Origin of the sequence: Blastococcus sp. HT6-4, from assembly GCF_039679125.1 — a bacterium.
GTDB lineage: Bacteria > Actinomycetota > Actinomycetes > Mycobacteriales > Geodermatophilaceae > Blastococcus > Blastococcus montanus.
On record NZ_CP155551.1, the window covers coordinates 1,770,460 to 1,792,861 of the forward strand.

The following is a 22,402-nucleotide window of genomic DNA, read 5'->3' on the forward strand; positions in this document are numbered from 1 at the left end:
GGCCGCATGGGAGATCCCCAGGGGTGCCGACCTATGCTCGGCGACCGTGACGGCGACCCCCACGAGCGTGGCCGAGGCGGTCGCCCGTGCCGACGAGGTCGCCCGTTCCGTCGCGCTGCCCCTGGTCGAGCGCACCGACTCCGGGATCTGGCCGGCCGAGGCGGTGCGTGCTCTCCAGGCCGCCGGGCTCGGCGGGCTGGCCGCACCCCGGGAGTTCGGTGGCGCCGGCCTGGGCCTGCGCGGGGTGGCCGCCGTCTGCGAAGCCCTCGGCCGGGTCTGCGCCTCCACCGCGCTCTGCTTCGGGATGCACTGCGTGGCGACCGCCGTGCTGGCCGCGCGGCCGAGCCCGCGGCAGCGCGCGGAGTTCCTCGACGCGATCGTGGCCGGCGAGCACCTCACCACCCTCGCCCTGTCCGAGCCGGGCACCGGCGCCCAGTTCTGGCTGCCGCAGACCCGCATGACGCGGGACGAGACCGGTCTGCTCGTCACGGGGCAGAAGTCCTTCGTCACCAACGGGTCGCAGGCCGACTCCTACGTGCTCAGCACCGTGGCCGCCGACCCCGACGCGCCGGCGGGGCAGTTCTCGTGCGTCCTCGTGCCCGCGGACGCCGAGGGGCTGACCTGGGGTGAGGAGTGGAGCGGCATCGGCATGCGCGGGAACTCCTCGCGCGGCCTGCGGCTCGACGACGTCCGGCTGGGCCCCGACCACCTCCTGGGCGACGAGGGCGACCAGATCTGGTACGTCTTCGAGGTCATCGCCCCGTCCTTCCTGATGGCCATGGCCGGCACCTACGTGGGCGTGGCGCAGGCGTCCCTGGACGAGGCGACGGCCCATCTCGGGCGGCGGGCGCACGCGCACACCGGCCGCCGGCTGGCCGCCGAGCCGCTCCTGCAGCACCGGCTGGGCGTGCTGTGGGCCCAGGTCGAGCGCACCCGCCGGCTGGTGCACTGGGCGGCCGAGGAGGCCGACGCCGGCGGACCGTCGGCTCTGCCCGGCCTGGCGTCGGCCAAGGCCGAGGTCGCCGGGTGCGCCGTCGAGGTCACCAACGCGGCGATGACCCTCGTCGGCGGCATCGGCTACCGCGACCGGTCACCGCTGGAGCGGCACCTGCGCGACGCGCGCGCGGCCGACGTCATGAGCCCCACCACCGACATCCTGCGCACCTGGACCGGCCGGGCCGCTCTGGGTCTGCCGCTGCTCGGCGAGTGACCGCGCCGGACCGGCCGGGGCGCTGCGTCCTCGTCGATCTCTCCGCCGCCGAGGCCGCGCTGCTGGAGGCGGTGCCGGGTCGCGACCGGATCTCCGCCGCGGAGCTGGACGCCCGGCTGACCACCCCGGCCGAGCCGGTCGACCTGGTCGTCCTCGGCTCCCTGACCGCCGCGCCGGTCGCCCTGGCGCAGCAGGTGCACCGGCTCCTGCCGGACGCGGCCGTCGTGGTGCTGACCGACGACGACGCCGAGATCCGCCGGCAGGCCTCCTACGCCCCGGGCGTGCCCCTGGACCTCCTCGTCGTCCCCGGCTCGGACCGGGGGCTGCTCGACGAGCTGGCCGGCCTGCGCCGGACCCGGGTCGACCGGCGGCGCCACGCGGCGGTGCTCGCTGCCGTGGCCCGGTCGGTCGCCGCGGTCGGGACGGCGCCCGCGGCGCCGGCGGCCATCGGCGCGCTGCTGGACCACGCGCCGATCGCCGTGCTCGTCGCCGGCCCGGCCGCGGAGCTGCTGGGCTGGAACCGCCGGGCGGAGGCCCTCCTCGACCTGCGGCAGGTCCGGGCCGGGCAGTCGGTGGACGACCTCCTCCCCGGTGTCGGAGCGCTCACGGCGCCGGTGCTGAGCGGCGACGGGGGCCGGCCCGACGCCGCGGTCACTCCTCTGCAGTTCCGCGTCGGGGGGCGGGCCGACGTCGAGGTGACGGCGGTGGGCAGCCAGACCGACGACGGCCGTCCGGTGGCGCTCCTCCTGCTCGCCGACGTGACCGCGCACCGGGAGGCCGAGCGGGAGCGCGACCGGCTGGCCGGCCAGGTGGAGCTGCTCGCACGGGTGTCCGAGTCGCTCATGCAGTCCCTGGATCTCGGCGAGTCGCTGTCCCGCCTCGCCGGCGCCCTGGTTCCCGCGCTGGCCGACTGGATCAGCGTGCAGGTGCGGGACGAACGCGACCAGCTCGCGGCCGTGACCGTCCGCCACCGCGACCCGCACCTCGCCGACGACGCCCGTGGGGTCGAGGACCTGGTGCGCCGGTACGGGGCCGGCAGCGAGCCGAGCCGGCGGGCGGCCGACGGGGAGGCGGTCCTGCTGCCCGCCGTCGACGAGGCCACGCTCACCGCCCAGGTACCCGACCCCGCGTTGCGCGCGCTGGTGACGCGGCTCGGGGTCGGCAGCGCGCTGGCGGTCCCCGTGGCGGGCCGGGGCGGGGTGCTGGGGGCCCTGCAACTGATCCGCGCGCCCGGCAGCGCGCCGTTCGGGCGGCGCGACCTGTCGCTGGCGACGGAGATCGGGCGCCGGGCGGGCATCGCGCTGGACAATGCCCGGCTCTACGCCGGGCAGCGGCACCTCGCGACCGAGCTGCAGCGCAGCCTGCTGACCGAGCCGCCCGTCCTCGACTTCGCCGACATCGCCGTCCGGTACGTGGCGGCCGCGAGCGAGGCCCAGGTCGGGGGCGACTGGTACGACGCCTTCCGACAGCGCGACGGCGACCTGACGGTCGTGATCGGCGACGTCGTCGGGCACGACACCCGGGCGGCGGCGGCGATGGGTCAGCTCCGCTCGCTGGTGCGCGGCATCGGCTTCACGACGGCGGGCACGCCGGGGGAGGTGCTCGCGGCGGTCGACGAGGCGATCGACGGGCTCGAGCTGACCACGATGGCGACCGCGGTGGTCGCGCAGCTGTCCCCCCGCGGCACCGACGGCGCGGACCTGCGCTGGGCCAACGCCGGCCACCCGCCGCCGGTCCTCCTGCAGCCCGACGGTCGGGCGCGGCTGCTCGACCACGCCACCGGGCGGGCCGACCTCCTGCTGGGCGTCCACCCCGGCAGCCCGAGGCGGACCGCGCGGGCGGTGGTCCCGCCCGGCGCGACCCTCCTCCTCTACACCGACGGGCTGATCGAGGGGCGGCAGCAGACGATCGACGACGGCATCGCGCTGCTGCTGGAGACGGTCGAGCGGCATGCCCGGGACGAGCCGGGCGCGCTCTGCGACGCCCTGCTCGCCCGCCTGGTGCCCGACGGCGGCGCGGACGACGTGGCCGTGGTCGCCGTCCGCCCGCGGGCCGGGGCGCCGGCGGGCGGCGCAGCCGGGCCCGGCGGATGACGACCGCGAGCGGGGCCGGCCCGCGTCTCGGCGTGTCGCGTCTGCGGCGTGTCGGACACGGCCGCCCCACCTGGGCAGCAAGGGCCGCAAGCGAAACGACTTCGTACGGAAACCCGCCCTGAACAGGACTGATCACGTTGGGTGACTGGCTGCGTGGAGTCCGTGCGGACGCCCTGTCGCGGCGTCCGCATCTTTTCTCGTGGGGCGTGCGTGACCTGCGGATTTGCCGGGCACATCCTGGACGGTGAGGCTCGGACACGAGGCGGATCCCGTCTCGACGAACCGAACGACCGCCGGTCGGATCGCGACCGGAGACGACACGATTGGGTTGCACCATGCCCCTGCCAGACTTGACCCCGGAACAGCGGGCGGCCGCCCTGGAGAAGGCGGCCGCCGCCCGCAAGGCGCGCGCTGAACTGCGCGAGCGACTCAAGAGCAAGGGCGCCACGGTCGGCGACGTCCTCAAGCAGGGCGAGACCGACGAAGTGATCGGCAAGATGCGCGTCTCCGCGGTGCTGGAGTCCCTGCCGGGAGTCGGCAAGGCGCGGGCTGCGAAGATCATGGAACGCCTGGAGATCTCCCCGACGCGCCGCGTGCGGGGTCTGGGCGCCAACCAGCGGCGGGCCCTGGAGTCCGAGTTCGGCGGCGACCGGGTCGACCCCGAGCAGGTTCCCGCCGACGGTTCCGTCTGAGGGGCCGTCGGCACCGCCGACGACCGTGGACGAGGACGACGAGTGGCAGCAGCGACACCGGCACGGCTGACCGTGCTCTCCGGGCCCTCCGGGGTCGGCAAGGGCACTGTGATCGCCGAGGTCCGGCGGCGGCATCCCGACGTGTGGGTGTCGGTGTCGGCCACCACTCGTCGTCCTCGCGCCGGTGAGGTCGACGGCGTCCACTACCACTTCGTCGACGACGCCGAGTTCGACCGGCTGATCGCCACCGAGGGGCTGCTGGAGTGGGCCGAGTACGCAGGGAACCGCTACGGCACCCCGGTCGCCCCCGTGCGCGAGCAGCTGGCCACCGGGCGGCCGGCGCTCCTGGAGATCGAGCTCCAGGGCGCCCGGCAGGTCCGGGCCCGTGCGCCGGAGGCCCAGCTGGTGTTCCTGGCGCCGCCGTCGTGGGCCGAGCTGGTCAGCCGACTGGCCGGCCGCGGGTCCGAGCCGGCCGCCGTCCAGGAGCGCCGGCTGGCCATCGCGCAGGCCGAGCTCGACTCCTCGGGGGAGTTCGACGTGGTGGTGGTCAACGACGACGTGGTCCGGGCCGCGGACGAGTTGGTAGGCTTGCTGACTGCGCCGTCACCCAGCCTCAGTCCGGGGGGCAGCGCCCACGAGTGAGCCCGCCGCCTGCCGGCCCGCCCACTCCCGCCGATCGATCGAGGAGACCCGCCCGCCCGTGTCCGGAGTCGCACCCGCCCCCGAGGGCATCACCAACCCGCCGATCGACGAGCTGCTCGAGCGCACGAGCAGCAAGTACGGCCTGGTGATCTTCGCCGCCAAGCGCGCGCGTCAGATCAACGCCTACTACAGCCAGCTCTCCGAGGGTCTCCTGGAGTACGTCGGCCCGCTGGTCGACACCGCCCCGCAGGAGAAGCCCCTGTCGATCGCGCTCCGCGAGATCAACGACGGCCTGCTCGCCCACACCGCCGGCGAGAACTGAGAGAGCGGCCCGTCCCCCCGCGACGGGCCACCCCAGAACTGATGACGACGCACCCGGCAGGCACTGCCGGGTGCGTCGTCGTATCGGGAGGATGACGTCATGAGCCGGATCGTCCTGGGCGTCAGCGGTGGCGTCGCCGCCTACAAGGCCGCGCTGCTGCTGCGCGCCCTGACCGAGGCCGGGCACGACGTCCGCGTCGTCCCCACCCCGGGGGCACTGCACTTCGTCGGCGCGGCCACGTTCGAGGCGCTGTCGGGCAACCCGGTGACCACCGACGTCTGGTCCGACGTCCCCGAGGTGGCGCACGTGCGGATCGGCCAGGAGGCCGACCTCGTCGTGGTCGCCCCCGCCACGGCCGACCTGCTCGCCCGGGCGGCCGCCGGCCGGGCCGACGACCTGCTGACCGCCACGCTGCTGACCGCGCACTGCCCGGTCGTCTTCGTGCCGGCGATGCACACCGAGATGTGGCTGCACCCGGCCACGCAGGACAACGTGGCCACGCTGCGCCGGCGCGGATCGGTCGTCCTGCCGCCCGCCGTGGGCCGGCTCACCGGGCCCGACTCCGGCCCCGGCCGGCTGCCCGAACCCGCCGACATCGCCGCGCTGGCCGCGGTCGTGCTCGCCGACGGGGCCGCCGCGCTGCCGCAGGACCTCACCGGCCGGCGCGTGGTCATCAGCGCCGGCGGTACCCGCGAACCCCTGGACCCGGTGCGCTACCTGGGCAACCGGTCCTCGGGCAAACAGGGCTGGGCCCTGGCGCGGATCGCCGCCGCCCGTGGTGCGGAGGTGGTCCTCGTCGCGGCGAACGTGGAGCTGCCGGCGCCCTTCGGGGTCCGCGTCGTGCCGGTCGGTACCGCCGAGGAGCTGCGCGCCGCCGTGATCGCGGAGTCGGCGGATGCCGACGTCGTGGTGATGGCCGCGGCGGTCGCCGACTTCCGGCCGGCCAGCCCCGCGCCCACCAAGCTGAAGAAGGGCGCGGCCAGCGAGCCGAGCGCCGTCGAGCTGGTGCGCACTCCCGACGTCCTCGCCGAGCTGGTCGCCAAGCGGCCGTCGGGGCAGCTGGTCGTCGGCTTCGCCGCCGAGACCGGCGACGCAGAGGGCGACGTGCTGGCCCACGCCCGCGCGAAGCTGGCGCGCAAGGGCTGCGACCTCCTGGTGGTCAACGACGTCTCCGCCGGTCAGGTGTTCGGCCGGCCCGACAACGCCGTCGTCGTGCTGGCTCCGGACGGTGCGTCCACCGAGGTGTCGCACGGCAGCAAGGACGCCGTCGCCGCCGGGATCTGGGCCGCCGTCGCGGCCCGGCTGAGCCCCCGCAGCGGGCACTGAGGGACGCCGTCGCTGCTGGCCCGGGGCCACGCCGGTAACGTGCCACCCGGTGCTCCGCACCGAACCGCCCACCGCCACCGTCTCAGGGAGTCCCGAGTGCCACGCCGCCTCTTCACGTCCGAGTCGGTGACCGAGGGCCACCCGGACAAGATCGCCGACCAGATCAGCGACGCGATCCTCGACGCGATGCTCACCGAGGACCCGCGCAGCCGGGTCGCGGTCGAGACCATGATCACGACCGGTCAGGTGCACATCGCCGGCGAGGTCACCACCGCCGGGTACGTCGACATCCCGGCGATCGTCCGCGAGACCGTGCTGGGCATCGGTTACGACTCCTCCCGCAAGGGCTTCGACGGCGCCTCCTGCGGCGTCAGCGTCTCGATCGGCGCGCAGTCGCCGGACATCGCCCAGGGCGTGGACACCGGGTACGAGGCCCGCACCTCCGGCTCCTCCGACGACGCCATCGAGCGGCAGGGCGCCGGCGACCAGGGGCTGATGTTCGGGTACGCCACCGACGAGACCCCCGAGCTGATGCCGCTGCCGATCGCCCTGGCCCACCGGCTGTCCCGGCGCCTGTCCGCGGTGCGCAAGGACGGCTCGGTGCCGTACCTGCGGCCCGACGGCAAGACCCAGGTCACCGTGGTCTACGAGGACGACCGGCCGGTCGCCGTCGACACGGTCGTCGTCTCCTCGCAGCACGCCGAGGACATCTCCATCGAGACGCTGCTGACGCCCGACATCGAAGAGCTCGTCGTCGAGCCGGAGCTCGCGGCGCTGGGCCTGCCCACCACCGGGCACCGGCTGCTGGTGAACCCGACGGGGAAGTTCGTGATCGGTGGCCCGATGGGCGACGCCGGCCTGACCGGCCGCAAGATCATCGTCGACACCTACGGCGGCATGGCCCGCCACGGCGGCGGGGCGTTCTCCGGCAAGGACCCGTCCAAGGTCGACCGCTCCGGCGCCTACGCGATGCGGTGGGTGGCCAAGAACGTCGTCGCCGCCGGGCTGGCCCGCCGCTGCGAGGTGCAGGTGGCCTACGCCATCGGCGCCGCCCACCCGGTCGGCCTGTTCGTCGACACGCACGGCACCGGCACCGTCGCCGACGACGTGCTGGAGAAGGCGATCGCCTCGGTGTTCGACCTGCGGCCCGGTGCGATCGTCCGCGACCTGGACCTGCTGCGGCCCATCTACCGGCCCACCGCCGCCTACGGGCACTTCGGCCGGCGCGACCTGGACCTCCCGTGGGAGCGGCTGGACCGCGTGGACGCCCTCCGCTCGGCCGTCGGGGTCTGACGGAGGACCCCGCCCACCGCGCCCCTCGCACGGCCGGGGCCGGGTGGGACAGCGCTGTCGGTACGGGCGGGGAGACTGGTCGGGTGCAGGTGGCCCGGGTCGTCGTCGATGTCCCGCTGGCCCACCTGGACCGGCCGTTCGACTACGCCGTCCCGGAGCGGTTCGCCGACACGGTTCAGGCCGGCTGCCGGGTGCGGGTGCGCTTCCGCGGCCGGCTGGTCGACGGCATCGTCTGGGAGCTGGGGGACACCACCGAGTTCGCGGGCACGCTGCAGCCGCTCTCGCACGTGCCGTCCGGGGAGCCGGTGCTCACCCCGCAGGTCGCGCGGCTGGTCCGCGCGGTCGCCGACCGGTACGCCGGCACGGCGAGCGACGTGCTGCGGCTGGCGCTGCCGCCGCGGCGGGCCGCCGCCGAGAAGCGGCCCACGCCCACCCCCGAGGAGCTACCCGGGCCGCCGGACCCGGCCGGCTTCGCCCGCTACCAGGCCGGTCCGGCGTTGCTCGGCGCGCTGGCCGAGGGGCGCCCGGCCCGGGCGGTCTGGACGGCGCTGCCGGGCGAGGACTGGCCCACCCGGCTGGTCGAGCTGTGCCGCGCGGCGCTCTCCGGCCGGCGGGGGGCGCTGGTGGTCGTCCCCGACGGCAGGGACCTCGACCGGCTCACCGCCGCGGCCGAGCGGTTGCTGCCCGCGCACTCCTTCACCGTGCTCCGCGCCGACGACTCGCCGGAGAAGCGCTACCGCCGGTTCCTGGCCGCCTCGCGGGGCGCCGCGCAGGTGGTGCTCGGCACGCGGGCCGCGATGTTCGCGCCGGTCCGGGACCTCGGGCTCGTGGTGGTCTGGGACGACGGCGACGACCTGCACTCCGACGAGCACGCGCCCTATCCGCACGCCCGCGACGTGCTCGTCCAGCGGGCGTGGCTGGATTCGTGCGCCGCGGTGGTCGCCGGCGCCTCCCGCACCGCCGAGGCCGCGCTGCTGGTCGAGTCCGGCTGGGCGCACGAGCTGGCCGCCGACCGGGCGGTGCTGCGCGCCGCGGCCCCGCGGGTGCAGGCGCTGGGCGACGACGTCGAGCTGGCCCGCGACCCCGCGGCCCGGACGGCCCGGCTGCCCTCGCTGGCCTACGAGGCGGCCCGCAAGGCGGTGGCCGCCGGCGCGCCGGTGCTCGTGCAGGTGCCCCGGCGCGGCTACGTGCCGTCGCTGTCCTGCGACCGCTGCCGGGCGCCGGCGCGCTGTCCGCACTGCGCCGGCCCACTGGGCATCTCGCCGCGACCGGGCTCGGGCGGCACCCGGATCCCGGCCTGCCGCTGGTGCGCCCGCCCGGCCGCCACCTTCGACTGCCCGCACTGCCACGGGACGAAGCTGCGCGCCGCCGTGGTGGGGGAGTCGCGCACAGCGGAGGAGCTCGCGCGTGCCTTCCCCGGCACCACCGTCCGCACCTCGGGCAGCACGTCCGGTGTGCTCGCCTCCGTGCCGGCGGGCCCCGCCCTGGTGGTGGCCACGCCGGGCGCCGAACCGGTCGCGGACGGGGGCTACGGCGCGGCGCTGCTGCTCGACTCGTGGGCGCTGCTGGGCCGGGCGGACCTCCGCGCGGGGGAGGAGACGCTGCGCCGGTGGGTCAACGCCGCGTCGCTGGTCCGCCCGGCGGCCGCCGGCGGCCTCGTGGTGGTGGCCGCCGACGCCGCTCACCCCGTCGTCCAGGCGCTGGTGCGCTGGGACCCGGCCTGGCTCGCCGAGCGCGAGCTGGCCGACCGGCGGGAGCTCGGGTTCCCGCCCGTCACCCGGATCGCGTCGCTCGCGGGGTCGCCGGCCGCGCTGGCCGAGTTCCTGGCGGCCGCCCGGCTGCCCGCCGACGCCGACCTCCTGGGCCCCGTCCCGGAGCGGCCCCGTCCCGGGCAGGAGGGGGAGCGGGAGCGGTACCTCGTGCGGGTCCCGCGCGCCGAGGGCGCCGCCCTGGCCTCCGCGCTGGCCGAGGTCCAGGGCGTCCGCAGCGCGAAGAAGGCGCCCGAGCACGTCCGCGTCCAGCTCGACCCGCTCGACCTGGTCTAGCGAGGCGCGGCCGTCCGCGCCGCGCTGGCGTCGGACGGCTCCGCGCCGCCACCTACGATCGTCGGGTGAGCGTCACCCCCATCCGGCTGTACGGCGACCCGGTGCTGCACCGGCCGGCCGCCCCGGTCGCCGACTTCGACGCGGAGCTCCGGCAGCTCGTCGCCGACCTGACCGACACCATGCAGGCCGCCGGGGGCGCGGGGCTCGCCGCGCCGCAGCTCGGCGTCGGCCTGCGGGTGTTCACCTGGTACGTGGACGGCGAGGTCGGCCACCTGGTGAACCCCGACGTCGCCGCCGTGGGCGAGGAGGTCCAGGACGGGCCGGAGGGCTGCCTGTCGATCCCCGACCTGCGCTACGACTGCCGGCGCCACCTGCACGTGGTCGCCTCCGGCTGGAACATGCACGGCGACCCGGTGCGGATCGAGGGCTCCGAGCTGCTGGCCCGCGCCATCCAGCACGAGACCGACCACCTCGACGGCGTCTTGTTCGTCGACCGGCTCGACGCCGCCGACCGCGCCGCCGCGCTGGCCGAGATCGAGGCCGCCGAGTGGGCCGGCTACGGCAGCTATCTGCCCGTCGTGAAGGTGAGCCCGCACTGAAGCTCCTGTTCGCCGGCACCCCGGCACCGGCCGTCCCGTCACTGGAGGCGCTGCTGGCCTCGGACCACGAGGTCGTCGCCGTCCTCACCCGGCCCGACGCCCGCTCCGGGCGCGGCCGGAAGGTGAGCCGCTCCCCGGTGGCCGAGCGCGCCGACGCGGCCGGGATCCCCGTCCTGCAGCCGCGCTCCCCGCGCGAGCCGGAGTTCCTGGGGCAGCTGGCCGACCTCGCCGTCGACTGCGCGCCGGTCGTCGCCTACGGCGCCCTCGTGCCGCAGGCCGCCCTCGACCTGCCGCGGCACGGGTGGATCAACCTGCACTTCTCCCTGCTGCCCGCCTGGCGGGGCGCGGCGCCGGTCCAGCACGCGATCATGGCCGGCGACGAGGTCACGGGGGCGTCGACCTTCCTGCTGGAGGCGGGCCTGGACACCGGTCCCGTGTACGGCACGCTGACCGAGGCCATCGGCCCGCGGGACACCGCCGGTGACCTGCTCGACCGGCTCGCGGTCAGCGGCGCCGGGCTGCTCGTCGCGACGCTGGACGGGATCGCCGCCGGTGCCCTGGAGCCCCGGCCGCAGCCGGGCGACGGGGTCAGCCTGGCCCCGAAGGTCGAGGCCGCCGACGCCCGGGTGGACTGGGCGCTGCCCGCCCACGTGGTCGACCGGCGGATCCGGGGCGTGACGCCGGCGCCCGGCGCGTGGACGACCTGGCGGGGGGAGCGCCTGCGGCTCGGCCCGGTGGAGCTCGTCGTGGACGGCCCCGCCCTCGAGCCCGGTGAGGTGCTCGTCACCTCGGGGGACGTCGTCGCGGGCACCGGCAACGGCGCCGTGCGGCTGGGCCAGGTGCAGCCCGCGGGCAAGCGGATGCTCCCGGCCGCCGACTGGGCCCGTGGCGCCCGCCCCGCCCCGGGGGAGCGGATGGGCGACGAGTGACCCGTCCCCCGCGCAAGGGAGCTCCCGGGCGGCGCCGGCACCCCGCGACCCGGCGGCCGGTGCTCGACGGCGCCCGGCTGACCGCCTACGACGTCCTGGATGCCGTCTCCTCCCGCGCGGCGTTCGCCAACCTGCTGCTGCCCCAGTTGCTGCGCGAGCGGCAGCTGGATCCGCGGGACGCCGGGTTCGCCACCCAGCTGGCCTACGGCACCCTGCGTGCCCAGGGCACCCTCGACGCGATCCTGACCGGGCTGGTCTCCCGTCCCCTGTCGGAGCTGGACCCGCGGGTGCTGGACCTGCTGCGCCTGGGGGCGTACCAGATCGTCGACCTCCGGGTGCCGTCGCACGCCGCCGTCGACACCACCGTCGACCTCACCCGCGCCATCGTGGGTACCGGGGCCTCCGGCCTGGTCAACGCGGTCCTGCGCAAGGTGGCCGCCGGGGGCGACCGGGCCGCCTGGCTCGACACCCTGGCGGCCGAGGGTGACGAGCGGCTGGCCCTGGCCACCGACCACCCCCGGTGGATCGTCGACGCGTGGCGGGACGCGCTGGACGACGACGGCGAGCTGGAGACGGCGCTCCTGGCCGACGACGCCGCGCCCGAGGTGCACCTGGTGGCCCGGCGGATGGACCGCACGGCGCTCGCCGAGGAGTCCGGTGGCGAGCCGGGACCGTGGTCGCCGCACGCGGTGCGCCTGGGCGGGGGAGACCCCGGCCGGCTGGCGTCGGTGCGCTCCGGTCGCGCGGCCGTGCAGGACGAGGGCAGCCAGCTGGCCGCGCTGCTGCTCACGCGGGCGCCGCTGGAGGGGCCGGAGACCGCGTGGCTGGACATGTGCGCCGGCCCCGGCGGCAAGGCCGGGCTGCTCGCCGTCCGCCGGCCCGACGGAGTGCGGCTGACGGCGGCCGACCGCGCGCCGCACCGGGCGGAGCTGGTCCGCCAGGCGCTGCGCGACGAGGACGACGTCGAGGTGCTGGCCGCCGACGGCACGCAGCCGCCGTGGGCGCCGGGCTCCTTCGACCGGGTGCTGCTGGATGCGCCGTGCACCGGGCTGGGTGCGCTGCGGCGCCGCCCGGAGGTGCGCTGGCGGCGGACCGCCGCCGACGTCGCCCCGCTGGCCGAGCTGCAGACCGATCTGCTGGACAGCGCACTGCGCGCGGTGCGGGTCGGGGGCGTGGTCGCCTACGTGACCTGCTCGCCGCACACCGACGAGACCGTCGCGGTGGCCGACGCGGCGGCGGGGCGGGACGACGTCGAGGTGCTGCCGGTGGCGCCGCTGTTCCCGGAGGTGCCGGGCATCGCGCGGGGCGAGTACGGGCAGCTGTGGCCGCATCGCCACGGCACCGACGCCATGTTCATGGCGCTGCTCCGCCGCACCCGCTGACCGCGTCGTGCGGTCGGCGGTAGCAGCCGCACCGCCGGGCCGGCTGTGGACGCCCGGGCACCGTGCCACCATCCGGGGATGGCGTCGTACGTGTCGCACACCAGCGTCGACTGCGCTGATGCCTACGCGCTGTCGCGCTGGTGGCAGGTCGTCCTCGACTACGTCGAGGACCCGGAAGACCCGAACGGGCCCGGCCGCGAGGAGTGCCTCATCAGGTCGCGCGACGGGCACCACCAGCTGCTCTTCATCGAGGTGCCCGATCCGAAGCGAGTCAAGAACCGGGTGCACGTGGACCTGCGTCCGCGCGAGGGCACGCGCGACGAGGAGCTCGCCCGCCTGTTGGCCCTCGGCGCGACGGCCGTCGACGACCGCCGCAACACCGACGGGACCGGCTGGGTGGTTCTCGCCGACCCCGAGGGCAACGAGTTCTGCATCCTGCGCAGCACCGCGGAAGTCGCCGCGTCGCGGGGGCGGGACGGCGCCTGAGCGCCGGTCAGAAGGGTGGTGGGTCGTCGGCCGGGTCGGGTGGTGGACCGGGTGGTTCGGTGAGGACGCGGTAGCCGGGTGGCCGGCTGGTGCGGGTGACGCCGGTGGGGGTGATCACGGTGAGTACGCCGTCGTCGTCGAGGGTGTGGGTCCAGCCGGGGGCGAAGGTCTTGAGCCGGTGGTGGCGGCGGCAGAGGCAGCACAGGTTGTGGCACGAGGTCTGGCCGCCGTGGGCGTGCGCGACGACGTGGTCGAGGTCGGCCCAGCCGGCCCGGACGGTGCAGCCGGGGTGCCGGCAGGTGCGGTCGCGGACCCGCAGGAACCGCTGCTGGGCGGGTGTGGGGCGGTAGCGGTCGACCGGGCCCGGCCGGGCCGGCAGGGGGCAGGCGCAGAGCGTGGCGGGGTGGTCGGGGCAGCCGCGGCGGGCCAGCCGCTCGAGTTCTGTGCGGCCGAGGACGGCCAGCAGCGCGCCGGCGGCGTCGGTGATCGCGAGGGGCCGACCGCGTCGAGCTGGGCGAGCAGTTCGCGCAGGTGGGCGGCGGTGATCGGCTCCCCGTCCACCTCCCCGACCGGCGCCGGCGCGTGGGTGAGGGCGGCGGGCAGCGGCGCGCCGGCGGCGAGGAAGCTGGCCGGGGTCAGCGCGGTCAGGGGTGCGACCACGGTGAGGTGCGCGGTCACCGGTGGCCGGGTGTCGTCCCAGGGGCGGAGCATCAGGTCGGCCGCCGCTCCGGCGCGGAGCATCCCGATCGGCCGGGTGTCGCCGGCCTCCTTGGCCGCGCGGGCGTGCCGGTCGGCGGCGTCCCGGCAGGCGCGGGCCTCGGGATGGGGCAGCAGAGCGCGGAACTCGCTCATCCCGTCCCCGACCGGACGCACCGTCACATCCGCCCCGCGCCGCCGCTGCTCCCGCCGCCGGTCGGCCGCCGCGGCGTCGCGCGCCAGCAGCTCGGCGCGCACGGCTTCCCGTAGCTTGCGCGCGCCCAGTTCGGCGGCGCGGGGCAGGACCGCGGTCTCCATGCCGGCGATCGCGGCCGGGTCGGTGTCGCGGCCGGTGGCGGCGACCTCCGCGGCCATGGCCCGCGCCCGCGCCCAGTCCAGCCGTCCCAGGCTGAGCTCCGCGTGCGTGGCCGGCAGCCGGGTGGTGAGGATCTCGGCGTGCTCGAGCTGGGTGACCGCCGCAGTGCGGCTGCAGTTCTGGATCAGCGCCAGTTCATCGGGCAGGAACTCGCTGACCCCCGGCGGCCCGACCTGCCCGGCCTGTTCCCCACCCGGTGACCGGCCGTCCGGCGCGGGACGGGCGGCCGCCAGGTCCATGACGAGCTCGGCGCGCAGCGCGGCCAGCTTCGCCTCGGCCACCACGATCTGCGCGAGCAACTCCGCGGTCTCCGCCGCGCTGCGGCGGGCCGGCAGCCACCCGCCGAGCGGTTCCTCCCGGTCGCAGAAGTCGGGATCGTCGATCTCCCACGGCGAGGGCGCCGTGTCCACCGACGTCACGGTCACCCCGACCGCGAACCCGACCACCGACATATCCGCAGGCTAAGCGGGGGGGGGTACGACAGTTCTCCGCGGCGCGACCCGGAAGCGGATCGGTTCATGACCCGGTGGGGAGCACGGCTGCCAGCACGCCGCGGACGTCGTCGCGCAGCACCGCGGTGACGGCGCAGGCCGGCGCGAGGATCCGATCGTGCGCGGCACGGCCGGACGGGCCGGGTGGCCGCCACCCGGCCTACCGTCAGAAGGGGAACTGCCGCCGGGTGTGCTGGACGCTGATCCAGTGGTCGGTGGTGAACTCCTCGATCGCCCACTCGCCGCCGAACCGGCCGAGCCCGGAGTCCTTCTCGCCACCGAACGCGGTGTTGTTCTCGTCGTTGAGCGGCGAGTCGTTGACGTGGGTCATGCCCGCCTCCACCTGCAGCGCGAAGTTCACCCCGCGCAGGGTGTCCCGGGTGAAGACGGCGCTGGACAGCCCGTACTCGGTGTCGTTGGCGATGCTCAGCGCCTCGGCCTCGTCCCGGGCCCGGATGATCGTCGCGACCGGGCCGAAGACCTCCTGCCGGGCGGTGGCGACGTCGTTCGTGCCCAGCAGCACGTGCGGCGGCAGCACCGAGCCGATCGGGCCGGTCGGGTCGCCGCCGAGCAGCTGCTGGGCGCCGTCGTCCCGCGCCTGGGCGACCTTCTCCTGGATGCCCTCGAGCTGCTTGGCGTTGATGATCGGGCCGATCACCGTGTCGGCCTCGGTGGGGTCGCCGGCCTTCAGCCCGCGCACCCGCTCCACGTAGCGGTCGACGAACTCGTCGTGCACCGCGGCGTCCACCACGATCCGGTTGGTGATCATGCACACCTGGCCCTGGTGGAAGAACTTCCCGAAGACGGCGGCGTCCACCGCGTACTCGAGGTCGGCGTCGTCGAGCACCACCAGCGGGCCGTTCCCGCCCAGCTCGAGCGAGAGCTTCTTCAGCCCGGCCTTCTCCGCGATGCCCTTGCCCACCGGCGTGGACCCGGTGAAGGACACGACCCGCGGGGTCGGGTGGCTGACGATCGCGTCGCCGATGTCGCGACCGGCGCCGATGACCACCGAGAGCAGGCCCGGCGGCAGGCCGGCCTCCTCGTAGACCTTGGCCAGCAGCAGGCCGCCGGTGACCGGGGTGTCACCGGCCGGCTTGAGGACGACGGCGTTGCCCAGCGCCAGCGCGGGAGCCACCGACCGGTTCGACAGGTGCATCGGCACGTTCCACGGGCTGATGACGGCCACGACGCCGACCGGGCGGCGGTAGACGCGGCTCTCCTTGCCCTCGATGTCGGCCGGGAGGATCCGGCCCTCCATCCGGTACGGGTAGGACGACGCCTCGTGGAAGTCGCGCAGCGTGATCGCGAACTCGAACTCGGCGGCCGGTGCGGCGGCGCCGCTCTCCTTGATGTGCCAGTCGACGATCTCGTCCTTCCGGGCCTCCATGATGCGGGCGGCCCGGCGCATCACGTCGGCGCGGTCGCTGGGCAGCCGGGCGGCCCACTCGCGCTGCGCCTCCTTGGCGGTCGCGTAGGCCTCGTCGAGATCGCCGGCGTCCGCGAGGGATATCTCGGTCAGCGTCGCGCCGGTGTAGGGGTCGGTGTCGGTGGCGGTCTTCCCGGCGTTGCCGGGGCGCCAGGTGCCGCCGATGGGCATCCGGTCGAAACCGTCGTACGGAGCGGGGGTCGAGGGGTCGGAAGCCATGGAGCGGGCCCTACCCGGTGGTCCGCAACGGACACCTGCCACCCGGGCCCCGGGACGGCCCGCCCGGTCATCTCCCGGCGACGGGCCCGGCGAGCAGCACGGGGGCGGGGGAGTGGCGGGTCACGTGCTCGGCGACGCTGCCGAGCATCCGGTGCGACAGGCCCCGGCCCCGCCGGCCCACGACGACGACGTCGGCGGACTCCTGCCGCGCCACCTCGAGCAGTGCGTGGCCCGGCCGGCCGCTGGCGATCTCCACCACCGGCGAGCTCCGGGGGAACCAGTCGGCGCGGTCGGCGAGCAGGCTCCGGCACCGGTCCCGCTCGGTGTCGTCGTGGAACTCCACCACGTCCGGGTCGATCGCCATGACCAGCACCACCCGGGTGCCTCCACCGCCGAACAGCCGGGCGGCGTCGCGCACGGACCGGTCGGACTCCTCCGACCCGTCGACGCCGACGACCACGGTGACCGTGCCGTCGGGACCGGCCGGCGTCGCGTCGGCCATCGGGGTCCGCTCGACCACGCGGTTCTGCTCCCGGCCGCGCTCCAGCGCGATCGGCACGAAGAGCGGGCCGAGCGCGGCCCCGATCAGGTACCACTTCCGGTCACGGTAGCCGCGGCGGCCGAGCCAGACCGCAGCTCCCAGGCCGATGGCCAGCCAGATGACGACGACCAGGGGTATCGAGACGTACAGCGGCACGACGGCTCCCTCCGGGGTTCCGGTGCGCGGTTGCGGCACCCACCTGGCCCGACGTCCGGCGATCGGGTCCGGTTCCCCGTCGGGCGCCCACCTAGACTCCGCGGACGTGTCCCGGGAACCGTTGATCGCGCCCAGCCTGCTGTCCGCGGACTTCGCCCGCCTCGCCGACGAGGTTGCCCGCGTCGCCGATGCCGACTGGCTGCACGTCGACGTCATGGACGCGCACTTCGTCCCGAACCTCACCCTCGGGCTCCCGGTCGTGCAGGCCATCCAGAAGGTCAGCCCGGTGCCGCTGGACTGCCACCTGATGATCGACCACCCGGAGCGCTGGGCGCCCGGGTACGCCGAGGCCGGCGCCCGCAACGTCACCGTGCACGCCGAGGCCTGCACCGATCCGCGCGCGGTCGCGCGGGACCTGAGGGCCGCCGGGGCGCTCGCCGGGCTGGCGATCAAGCCCGGGACGCCGCTGGAGGACTACCTCGCGGTGCTGACCGACTTCGACACGCTGCTGGTGATGAGCGTCGAGCCCGGGTTCGGCGGCCAGTCCTTCATCGCCGACGTGCTGCCCAAGGTGCGGCGCGCCCGCGAGCTGGTCGACGCCGGCGAGCTGACCCTGCTGGTCGAGATCGACGGCGGCATCAACGCCGACACCATCGAGCAGGCGGCGGAGGCCGGCGTCGACATGTTCGTCGCCGGATCCGCCGTCTACGGCGCCGACGACCCGGCGAAGGCGATCGCCGCGCTGCGCGCGCAGGCCGCCGCGGCGATGCCCGGGTGAGCGTCGGCCCGCTCGAACTGCGTGCCATGGCGCGCGCCCGGGCGCTGGGCGCGACGGCGCTGGGCACCACCAGCCCGAACCCGGCCGTCGGCGCCGTGGTGCTGGCCCCCGACGGCACCGTCGCGGGAGAGGGGGCGACCGCCCCGCCCGGCGGCCCGCACGCGGAGGTCGCCGCGCTCGCGCAGGCCGGGGAGCGGGCCCGGGGCGGCACCGCGGTGGTCACCCTCGAGCCGTGCGCGCACACCGGTCGCACCGGGCCCTGCGCCGACGCCCTCCTGGCGGCCGGGATCGCCCGGGTCGTCGTCGCCGTGCCCGAGCCGACCGAGCTGGCCGGCGGGGGAGCGGCGCGGCTCCGGGCCGCCGGCGTCGACGTCGTCCTGGGGTTCCAGCAGGAGGCCGCCGAGCGCGGCGCGCTCGCCGGCTGGCTCACCGGGGTCCGGGAGCACCGCCCGTACGTGATCTGGAAGGTCGCCGCCACGCTCGACGGGCGGGTCGCCGCCGCCGACGGCAGCAGTCGCTGGGTCACCGGGCCGGAGGCACGCGCGGAGGTGCACCGGCTGCGCGCCGGCTGCGACGCCGTCGTCGTCGGCTCGGGCACCGCGCTCACCGACGACCCGCAGCTGACCGTGCGGGACGCCGACGGCCGGGACGCTGCCCGGCAGCCCCTGCGGGTGGTCGTCGACCGCCGCGGCCGGCTGCCGGCCGGGGCCCGGGTGCTCGACGACGCGGCGCCCACGCTGGTGAGCCGGGCCACGGGCCCGGACGAGCTGCTGGCCGAGCTCTTCGCCCGCGACGTCCGCCGGCTGCTGCTCGAGGGCGGCCCCACGCTCGCCGCCGCCTTCCTGCGGGCGGGGCTGGTCGACGAGGCCGTCGTCCACCTGGCGCCGAAGCTGCTCGGGGCCGGCCCCTCCCTCGTCGGTGACCTGGGAATCACCGGGATCGGCGCGGCGCTGTCCTTCTCGCCGGCCGAACTCACCCCCCTGGGCGGGGACGTGCAGATCCGGCTGCACCCCACCCGGCACACTGGTGGGGGCACCCGCACCGGCGGGGACGGCCCGGACGGAGGGAGCTGAGGTGTTCACCGGCATCGTCGAAGAGGTGGGCACCCTGGCCGGACGGCAGGACCAGGGCGATTCCGCCGTCCTGAGCATCCGCGCCCGCACCGTCCTGCAGGACGTCTCGCTGGGCGACTCCATCGCGGTCAACGGCGTCTGCCTCACCGTCACCGGCGTGCGGCCCGACGCCGACGGCGGCGGTGTCTGGACCACCGACGTCATGGCCGAGACCCTGCGCCGCAGCAGCCTCGACTCGGTCACCGACGGAGCGCCGGTCAACCTCGAGCGCGCCGTCAGCCCGCACACCCGGCTCGGCGGGCACATGGTGCAGGGGCACGTCGACGGCGTCGGCCGGATCGCCTCCCGCACCCCGGCCGAGCACTGGGAGGTCGTGCGCATCGCCCTCCCGGCCGCGCTGGCCCACTACGTCGTCGAGAAGGGCTCCATCGCCGTCGACGGCGTCTCGCTGACCGTGAGCGCGGTCAGCGCCGTGGCCGACCCCGACCCCTGGTTCGAGGTCAGCCTCATCCCCACCACCCTCCGCGAGACCACGCTCGGCGCGCGCGCCACGGGGGACCCCATCAACCTGGAGGTCGACGTGATCGCCAAGTACGTGGAACGGCTGCTGGAGGCGCGTCGATGAGCGCGCCCGCCACCCGGCTGGACTCCATCGAGACCGCCCTCGCCGCGATCAAGAGCGGCAAGCCGGTCGTCGTCGTCGACGACGAGGACCGCGAGAACGAGGGCGACCTGATCTTCGCCGCCGAGCTCGCCACCCCGGAACTGGTCGCGTTCATGGTCCGGTACACCTCCGGCTACGTCTGCGTGGCCGTCACCGAGGCCGACGCCGACCGGCTGGACCTGCCGCCGATGCACCGGGTGAACCAGGACCGCCTGGGCACCGCCTACACCGTCACCGTGGACGCCCGAGAGGGCGTCACCACGGGCATCTCCGCGGCCGACCGCGCGCACACCATCCGCACGCTCGCCGCGGCGGACACCACGTCGGCCGACCTCGCCCGGCCCGGGCACGTCGTGCCGCTGCGGGCGCGCGACGGCGGCGTCCTGCGCCGGCCGGGCCACACCGAGGCCGCCGTCGACCTCGCGCTGCTGGCCGGGCTGCGCCCGTCGGGCGTGCTCTGCGAGATCGTGAGCGAGAAGGACCCGATCGGCATGGCCCGCAGCGAGGAGCTGCGGGTGTTCGCCGACGAGCACGACCTCTGCCTGATCTCCATCGCCGACCTGATCGCCTACCGCAAGCGGTTCGACAAGCTCGTGGAGCGGGTGGCGGAGGCGATCGTGCCGCTGGCCCCGGGCACCTTCACCGCCGTCGGGTACAGCAGCTCCTACGACGAGCGCGAGCACGTGGCCTTCGTCTACGGCGACATCGGTGACGGCGAGGACGTGCTGGTGCGCGTGCACTCCGAGTGCCTCACCGGCGACGTCTTCGGCTCGCTGCGCTGCGACTGCGGCCCCCAGCTGCAGGCCGCGCTGGCCGCCGTCGCCCAGGAGGGCCGCGGCGTCGTGCTCTACATCCGCGGGCACGAGGGCCGGGGGATCGGCCTGCTGCACAAGCTGCAGGCCTACCAGCTGCAGGACATGGGCGTCGACACCGTCGACGCCAACCTCGACCTCGGCCTGCCCGCCGACGCGCGCGACTACGGCACCGGTGCGCAGATCCTCGTCGACCTGGGCATCCACACCATGCGGCTGCTTACCAACAACCCGGCCAAGCGCGCCGGGCTGGAGGGCTACGGGCTGCGCGTGCTCGGCCGGGTGCCCCTGCCCAGCCACGTGACCGCGGAGAACCTGGGCTACCTGCGGACCAAGCGGGACCGCATGGGCCACCTGCTCGACATCATCGAGCCGGAGACCGAGTCGGGTCCGGCCGACGCACCGGGCGCGACCACGGTGCCGGGCACCGATGTGCCCCTCGGCCAGGACGAGCAGCCGGCATGAGCGGGGCGGGTGCGCCGCAGGTCGGCGCGGTGGACGCCGCCGGGCTGACACTGGGCATCGTCGCGACCACCTGGCACGCCGAGCTCACCGAGTCGCTGCTGGCCCGCGCCGTGGCGGCCGCGGAGGCCAGCGGCATCCCGGCGCCCACGGTCGTCCGCGCGCCGGGCGCGGTCGAGCTGCCCGTCGTCGCGCAGGCCCTGGCCGAGCGGCACGACGCGGTCGTCGCGCTCGGCGTCGTCGTCCGCGGTGGCACGCCGCACTTCGAGTACGTCTGCGACGCCGTGACGGCGGGGCTCACCCGGGTGTCGCTCGACGCCGGCAAGCCGGTCGGCAACGGCGTGCTCACCTGCGACACCGAGGAGCAGGCCCGCGACCGCGCCGGGCTCCCCGGATCGGCGGAGGACAAGGGCTGGGAGGCGGCGATCGCCGCCCTGGCCACCGCTCTCACGCTGCGCGAGATCCGGGGGACGCAGCGGCCGACCGGCTTCTCCGTGATCCCCGCCGGCCAGGAGGCCCGTCCGTGAAGACCTTCGACCAGCTGTTCGCCGAGCTCGCCGCCAAGGTGGCCGACGGCGATCCGGCCTCCGGCACCGTCACCGCCGTGCGCGACGGCGTCCACGCCGCTGGCAAGAAGGTCGTCGAGGAGGCCGCCGAGTCCTGGATGGCCGCCGAGCACGAGAGTGCCGACCGCACCGCGGAGGAGATCAGCCAGCTCCTCTACCGGGTGCAGGTGCTCATGCTGGCCCGGGGCCTGACGCTCGACGACGTCTACGCTCACCTCTGATCGTCCCGCCCCCCGAACCGAGGAGTCCCGCACCGTGCTGCGCATCGCCGTGCCCAACAAGGGCGTCCTGAGCGAGCCGGCGGCGGAGATGCTCGCCGAGAGCGGCTACCGCCAGCGCCGCAGCACCAAGGACCTCGCGGTCTTCGACCCGGAGAACGACACCGAGTTCTTCTACCTCCGGCCGCGGGACATCGCGGTGTACGTGGCCGCCGGCACGCTGGACGTCGGCATCACCGGTCGGGACATGCTCCTGGAGACCGCGCCGGCCGACGGCGAGGGGCCGGCCGCCGTCGAGGTCATGCCGCTGGGCTTCGGGCACTCGTCGTTCCGCTTCGCCAGCCCGGTGGAGTCGGGCATCGAGCGGGTCGACCAGCTGGCCGGCAAGCGCATCGCCACCGCCTACCCGGTGCTGCTGCAGCGCTTCCTGGACGACGCCGGCATCTCCGCGGGCGTGGTCAAGCTCGACGGCGCGGTGGAGACCGCCTGCCGGCTGGGCGTGGCCGACGCCGTCTGCGACGTCGTGGAGACCGGCACCACGCTGCGCGCCGCGGGGCTGCACATCATCGGCGACCCGGTGCTCAGCAGCGAGGCGGTGCTGGTCCGCCGGGAGGGCGCCGAGGAGATCCCGGCCGTCGCCCAGCTGCGCCGCCGGCTGCGCGGCGTCCTGGTGGCCCGGCAGTACGTGATGCTCGACTACGACTGCCCCAACGAGCTGCTGGAGAAGGCCACCGCGATGACCCCCGGCATCGAGGGCCCCACGGTCAGCCCGCTGCAGACCCCGGGGTGGTCGGCGGTGCGTGCGATGGTCTCCCGCACCGAGACCAACCGGGTGATGGACGAGCTCTGGGACCTGGGGGCCCGCGCCATCCTGGTCACGAGCATCCACGCCTCGCGGGTCTGAT

General features: G+C 75.8%; 22 protein-coding genes. 19 read left to right on the forward strand and 3 right to left on the reverse strand.

The window, feature by feature from the left end; all coding sequences use genetic code 11:
- The first annotated feature begins 46 nt into the window (after nucleotides 1-46).
- From ABDB74_RS08620 to ABDB74_RS08675, 12 genes are all read left to right on the forward strand, one after another.
- A complete protein-coding gene (locus ABDB74_RS08620) occupies nucleotides 47-1,210 on the forward strand; it encodes an acyl-CoA dehydrogenase family protein (protein WP_346623307.1) in 1,164 nt (387 codons plus the stop codon).
- A complete protein-coding gene (locus ABDB74_RS08625) occupies nucleotides 1,207-3,303 on the forward strand; it encodes a GAF domain-containing SpoIIE family protein phosphatase (RefSeq protein ID WP_346623308.1) in 2,097 nt (698 codons plus the stop codon). Before ABDB74_RS08620 ends, ABDB74_RS08625 begins: the two co-directional genes overlap by 4 nt.
- A gap of 335 nt (nucleotides 3,304-3,638) precedes the next feature.
- A complete protein-coding gene (gene mihF / locus ABDB74_RS08630; protein WP_346623310.1) occupies nucleotides 3,639-3,995 on the forward strand; it encodes an integration host factor, actinobacterial type in 357 nt (118 codons plus the stop codon).
- Nucleotides 3,996-4,037: 42 nt separating this feature from the next.
- A complete protein-coding gene (gene gmk, locus ABDB74_RS08635) occupies nucleotides 4,038-4,637 on the forward strand; it encodes a guanylate kinase (RefSeq protein ID WP_346623312.1) in 600 nt (199 codons plus the stop codon).
- Between the two features lie 58 nt (nucleotides 4,638-4,695).
- Nucleotides 4,696-4,959, forward strand: a complete 264-nt coding sequence (gene rpoZ / locus ABDB74_RS08640) for a DNA-directed RNA polymerase subunit omega (protein WP_305999660.1) — start codon at nucleotides 4,696-4,698, stop codon at nucleotides 4,957-4,959.
- A 99-nt stretch (nucleotides 4,960-5,058) separates the two neighbouring features.
- Nucleotides 5,059-6,285: a bifunctional phosphopantothenoylcysteine decarboxylase/phosphopantothenate--cysteine ligase CoaBC gene (gene coaBC, locus ABDB74_RS08645; protein WP_346623314.1), complete on the forward strand. Its 1,227-nt coding sequence runs from the start codon at nucleotides 5,059-5,061 to the stop codon at nucleotides 6,283-6,285.
- A 96-nt stretch (nucleotides 6,286-6,381) separates the two neighbouring features.
- Complete coding sequence (gene metK, locus ABDB74_RS08650; RefSeq protein ID WP_346623316.1) at nucleotides 6,382-7,578, forward strand: methionine adenosyltransferase; 1,197 nt, start codon at nucleotides 6,382-6,384, stop codon at nucleotides 7,576-7,578.
- An 83-nt stretch (nucleotides 7,579-7,661) separates the two neighbouring features.
- Nucleotides 7,662-9,623: a primosomal protein N' gene (locus ABDB74_RS08655; protein WP_346623318.1), complete on the forward strand. Its 1,962-nt coding sequence runs from the start codon at nucleotides 7,662-7,664 to the stop codon at nucleotides 9,621-9,623.
- 65 nt (nucleotides 9,624-9,688) lie between these two features.
- On the forward strand, nucleotides 9,689-10,222 hold the full coding sequence (gene def / locus ABDB74_RS08660) for a peptide deformylase (protein WP_346623320.1): 534 nt from the start codon (nucleotides 9,689-9,691) through the stop codon (nucleotides 10,220-10,222).
- Nucleotides 10,171-11,151: a methionyl-tRNA formyltransferase gene (fmt, locus tag ABDB74_RS08665; RefSeq protein ID WP_346623321.1), complete on the forward strand. Its 981-nt coding sequence runs from the start codon at nucleotides 10,171-10,173 to the stop codon at nucleotides 11,149-11,151. Before def ends, fmt begins: the two co-directional genes overlap by 52 nt.
- Nucleotides 11,148-12,533 carry a transcription antitermination factor NusB gene (locus ABDB74_RS08670; RefSeq protein WP_346623323.1) on the forward strand — a complete coding sequence of 462 codons (1,386 nt, stop codon included), beginning with the start codon at nucleotides 11,148-11,150 and terminating at the stop codon, nucleotides 12,531-12,533. Before fmt ends, ABDB74_RS08670 begins: the two co-directional genes overlap by 4 nt.
- A 78-nt stretch (nucleotides 12,534-12,611) precedes the next feature.
- The gene (locus ABDB74_RS08675; RefSeq protein WP_346623325.1) at nucleotides 12,612-13,019 is read left to right on the forward strand and encodes a VOC family protein; all 408 of its coding nucleotides are present in this window, start codon (nucleotides 12,612-12,614) and stop codon (nucleotides 13,017-13,019) included.
- Nucleotides 13,020-13,133: 114 nt separating this feature from the next.
- On the opposite strand, the gene ABDB74_RS08680 is transcribed toward ABDB74_RS08675, so the two are convergent.
- From ABDB74_RS08680 to ABDB74_RS08690, 3 genes are all read right to left on the reverse strand, one after another.
- Entirely contained in the window at nucleotides 13,134-14,543 is a 1,410-nt protein-coding gene (locus ABDB74_RS08680; protein ID WP_346623326.1) for a DUF222 domain-containing protein, read from the reverse strand.
- Nucleotides 14,544-14,748: 205 nt separating this feature from the next.
- On the reverse strand, nucleotides 14,749-16,227 hold the full coding sequence (locus tag ABDB74_RS08685) for an aldehyde dehydrogenase family protein (RefSeq protein ID WP_346623327.1): 1,479 nt from the start codon (nucleotides 16,225-16,227) through the stop codon (nucleotides 14,749-14,751).
- 67 nt (nucleotides 16,228-16,294) lie between these two features.
- A complete protein-coding gene (locus ABDB74_RS08690; protein WP_346623328.1) occupies nucleotides 16,295-16,924 on the reverse strand; it encodes a universal stress protein in 630 nt (209 codons plus the stop codon).
- Between the two features lie 106 nt (nucleotides 16,925-17,030).
- Here ABDB74_RS08690 and rpe point away from each other — a divergent pair, with 106 nt between their 5' ends.
- Genes rpe through hisG form a run of 7 tightly spaced genes read left to right on the forward strand, consistent with a single transcriptional unit; the run spans nucleotide 17,031 to nucleotide 22,401 of the window.
- Nucleotides 17,031-17,702: a ribulose-phosphate 3-epimerase gene (gene rpe, locus ABDB74_RS08695; RefSeq protein ID WP_346623330.1), complete on the forward strand. Its 672-nt coding sequence runs from the start codon at nucleotides 17,031-17,033 to the stop codon at nucleotides 17,700-17,702.
- On the forward strand, nucleotides 17,699-18,775 hold the full coding sequence (gene ribD, locus ABDB74_RS08700) for a bifunctional diaminohydroxyphosphoribosylaminopyrimidine deaminase/5-amino-6-(5-phosphoribosylamino)uracil reductase RibD (RefSeq protein WP_346623332.1): 1,077 nt from the start codon (nucleotides 17,699-17,701) through the stop codon (nucleotides 18,773-18,775). The genes rpe and ribD overlap by 4 nt, the downstream gene beginning before the upstream one ends.
- A gap of 1 nt (nucleotide 18,776) precedes the next feature.
- Nucleotides 18,777-19,400 carry a riboflavin synthase gene (locus ABDB74_RS08705; protein ID WP_346623334.1) on the forward strand — a complete coding sequence of 208 codons (624 nt, stop codon included), beginning with the start codon at nucleotides 18,777-18,779 and terminating at the stop codon, nucleotides 19,398-19,400.
- Entirely contained in the window at nucleotides 19,397-20,716 is a 1,320-nt protein-coding gene (locus tag ABDB74_RS08710) for a bifunctional 3,4-dihydroxy-2-butanone-4-phosphate synthase/GTP cyclohydrolase II (protein WP_346623336.1), read from the forward strand. The genes ABDB74_RS08705 and ABDB74_RS08710 overlap by 4 nt, the downstream gene beginning before the upstream one ends.
- Nucleotides 20,713-21,240 carry a 6,7-dimethyl-8-ribityllumazine synthase gene (gene ribH, locus ABDB74_RS08715; protein WP_346623338.1) on the forward strand — a complete coding sequence of 176 codons (528 nt, stop codon included), beginning with the start codon at nucleotides 20,713-20,715 and terminating at the stop codon, nucleotides 21,238-21,240. Before ABDB74_RS08710 ends, ribH begins: the two co-directional genes overlap by 4 nt.
- Complete coding sequence (locus tag ABDB74_RS08720; protein WP_346623339.1) at nucleotides 21,237-21,500, forward strand: phosphoribosyl-ATP diphosphatase; 264 nt, start codon at nucleotides 21,237-21,239, stop codon at nucleotides 21,498-21,500. The genes ribH and ABDB74_RS08720 overlap by 4 nt, the downstream gene beginning before the upstream one ends.
- 34 nt (nucleotides 21,501-21,534) lie before the next feature.
- Complete coding sequence (gene hisG / locus ABDB74_RS08725; protein WP_346623341.1) at nucleotides 21,535-22,401, forward strand: ATP phosphoribosyltransferase; 867 nt, start codon at nucleotides 21,535-21,537, stop codon at nucleotides 22,399-22,401.
- Nucleotide 22,402: the final 1 nt, after the last annotated feature.

Coding starts and splice junctions, on each gene's coding strand:
- mihF (WP_346623310.1), top strand. CDS start 3,639: ATGCCCCTGCCAGACTTGACCCCGGAACAGCGGGCGGCCGCCCTGGAG.
- coaBC (WP_346623314.1), top strand. CDS start 5,059: ATGAGCCGGATCGTCCTGGGCGTCAGCGGTGGCGTCGCCGCCTACAAG.
- ABDB74_RS08675 (WP_346623325.1), top strand. CDS start 12,612: ATGGCGTCGTACGTGTCGCACACCAGCGTCGACTGCGCTGATGCCTAC.
- ABDB74_RS08680 (WP_346623326.1), bottom strand. CDS start 14,543: ATGTCGGTGGTCGGGTTCGCGGTCGGGGTGACCGTGACGTCGGTGGAC.
- ABDB74_RS08685 (WP_346623327.1), bottom strand. CDS start 16,227: ATGGCTTCCGACCCCTCGACCCCCGCTCCGTACGACGGTTTCGACCGG.
- ABDB74_RS08710 (WP_346623336.1), top strand. CDS start 19,397: ATGAGCGCGCCCGCCACCCGGCTGGACTCCATCGAGACCGCCCTCGCC.
- ribH (WP_346623338.1), top strand. CDS start 20,713: ATGAGCGGGGCGGGTGCGCCGCAGGTCGGCGCGGTGGACGCCGCCGGG.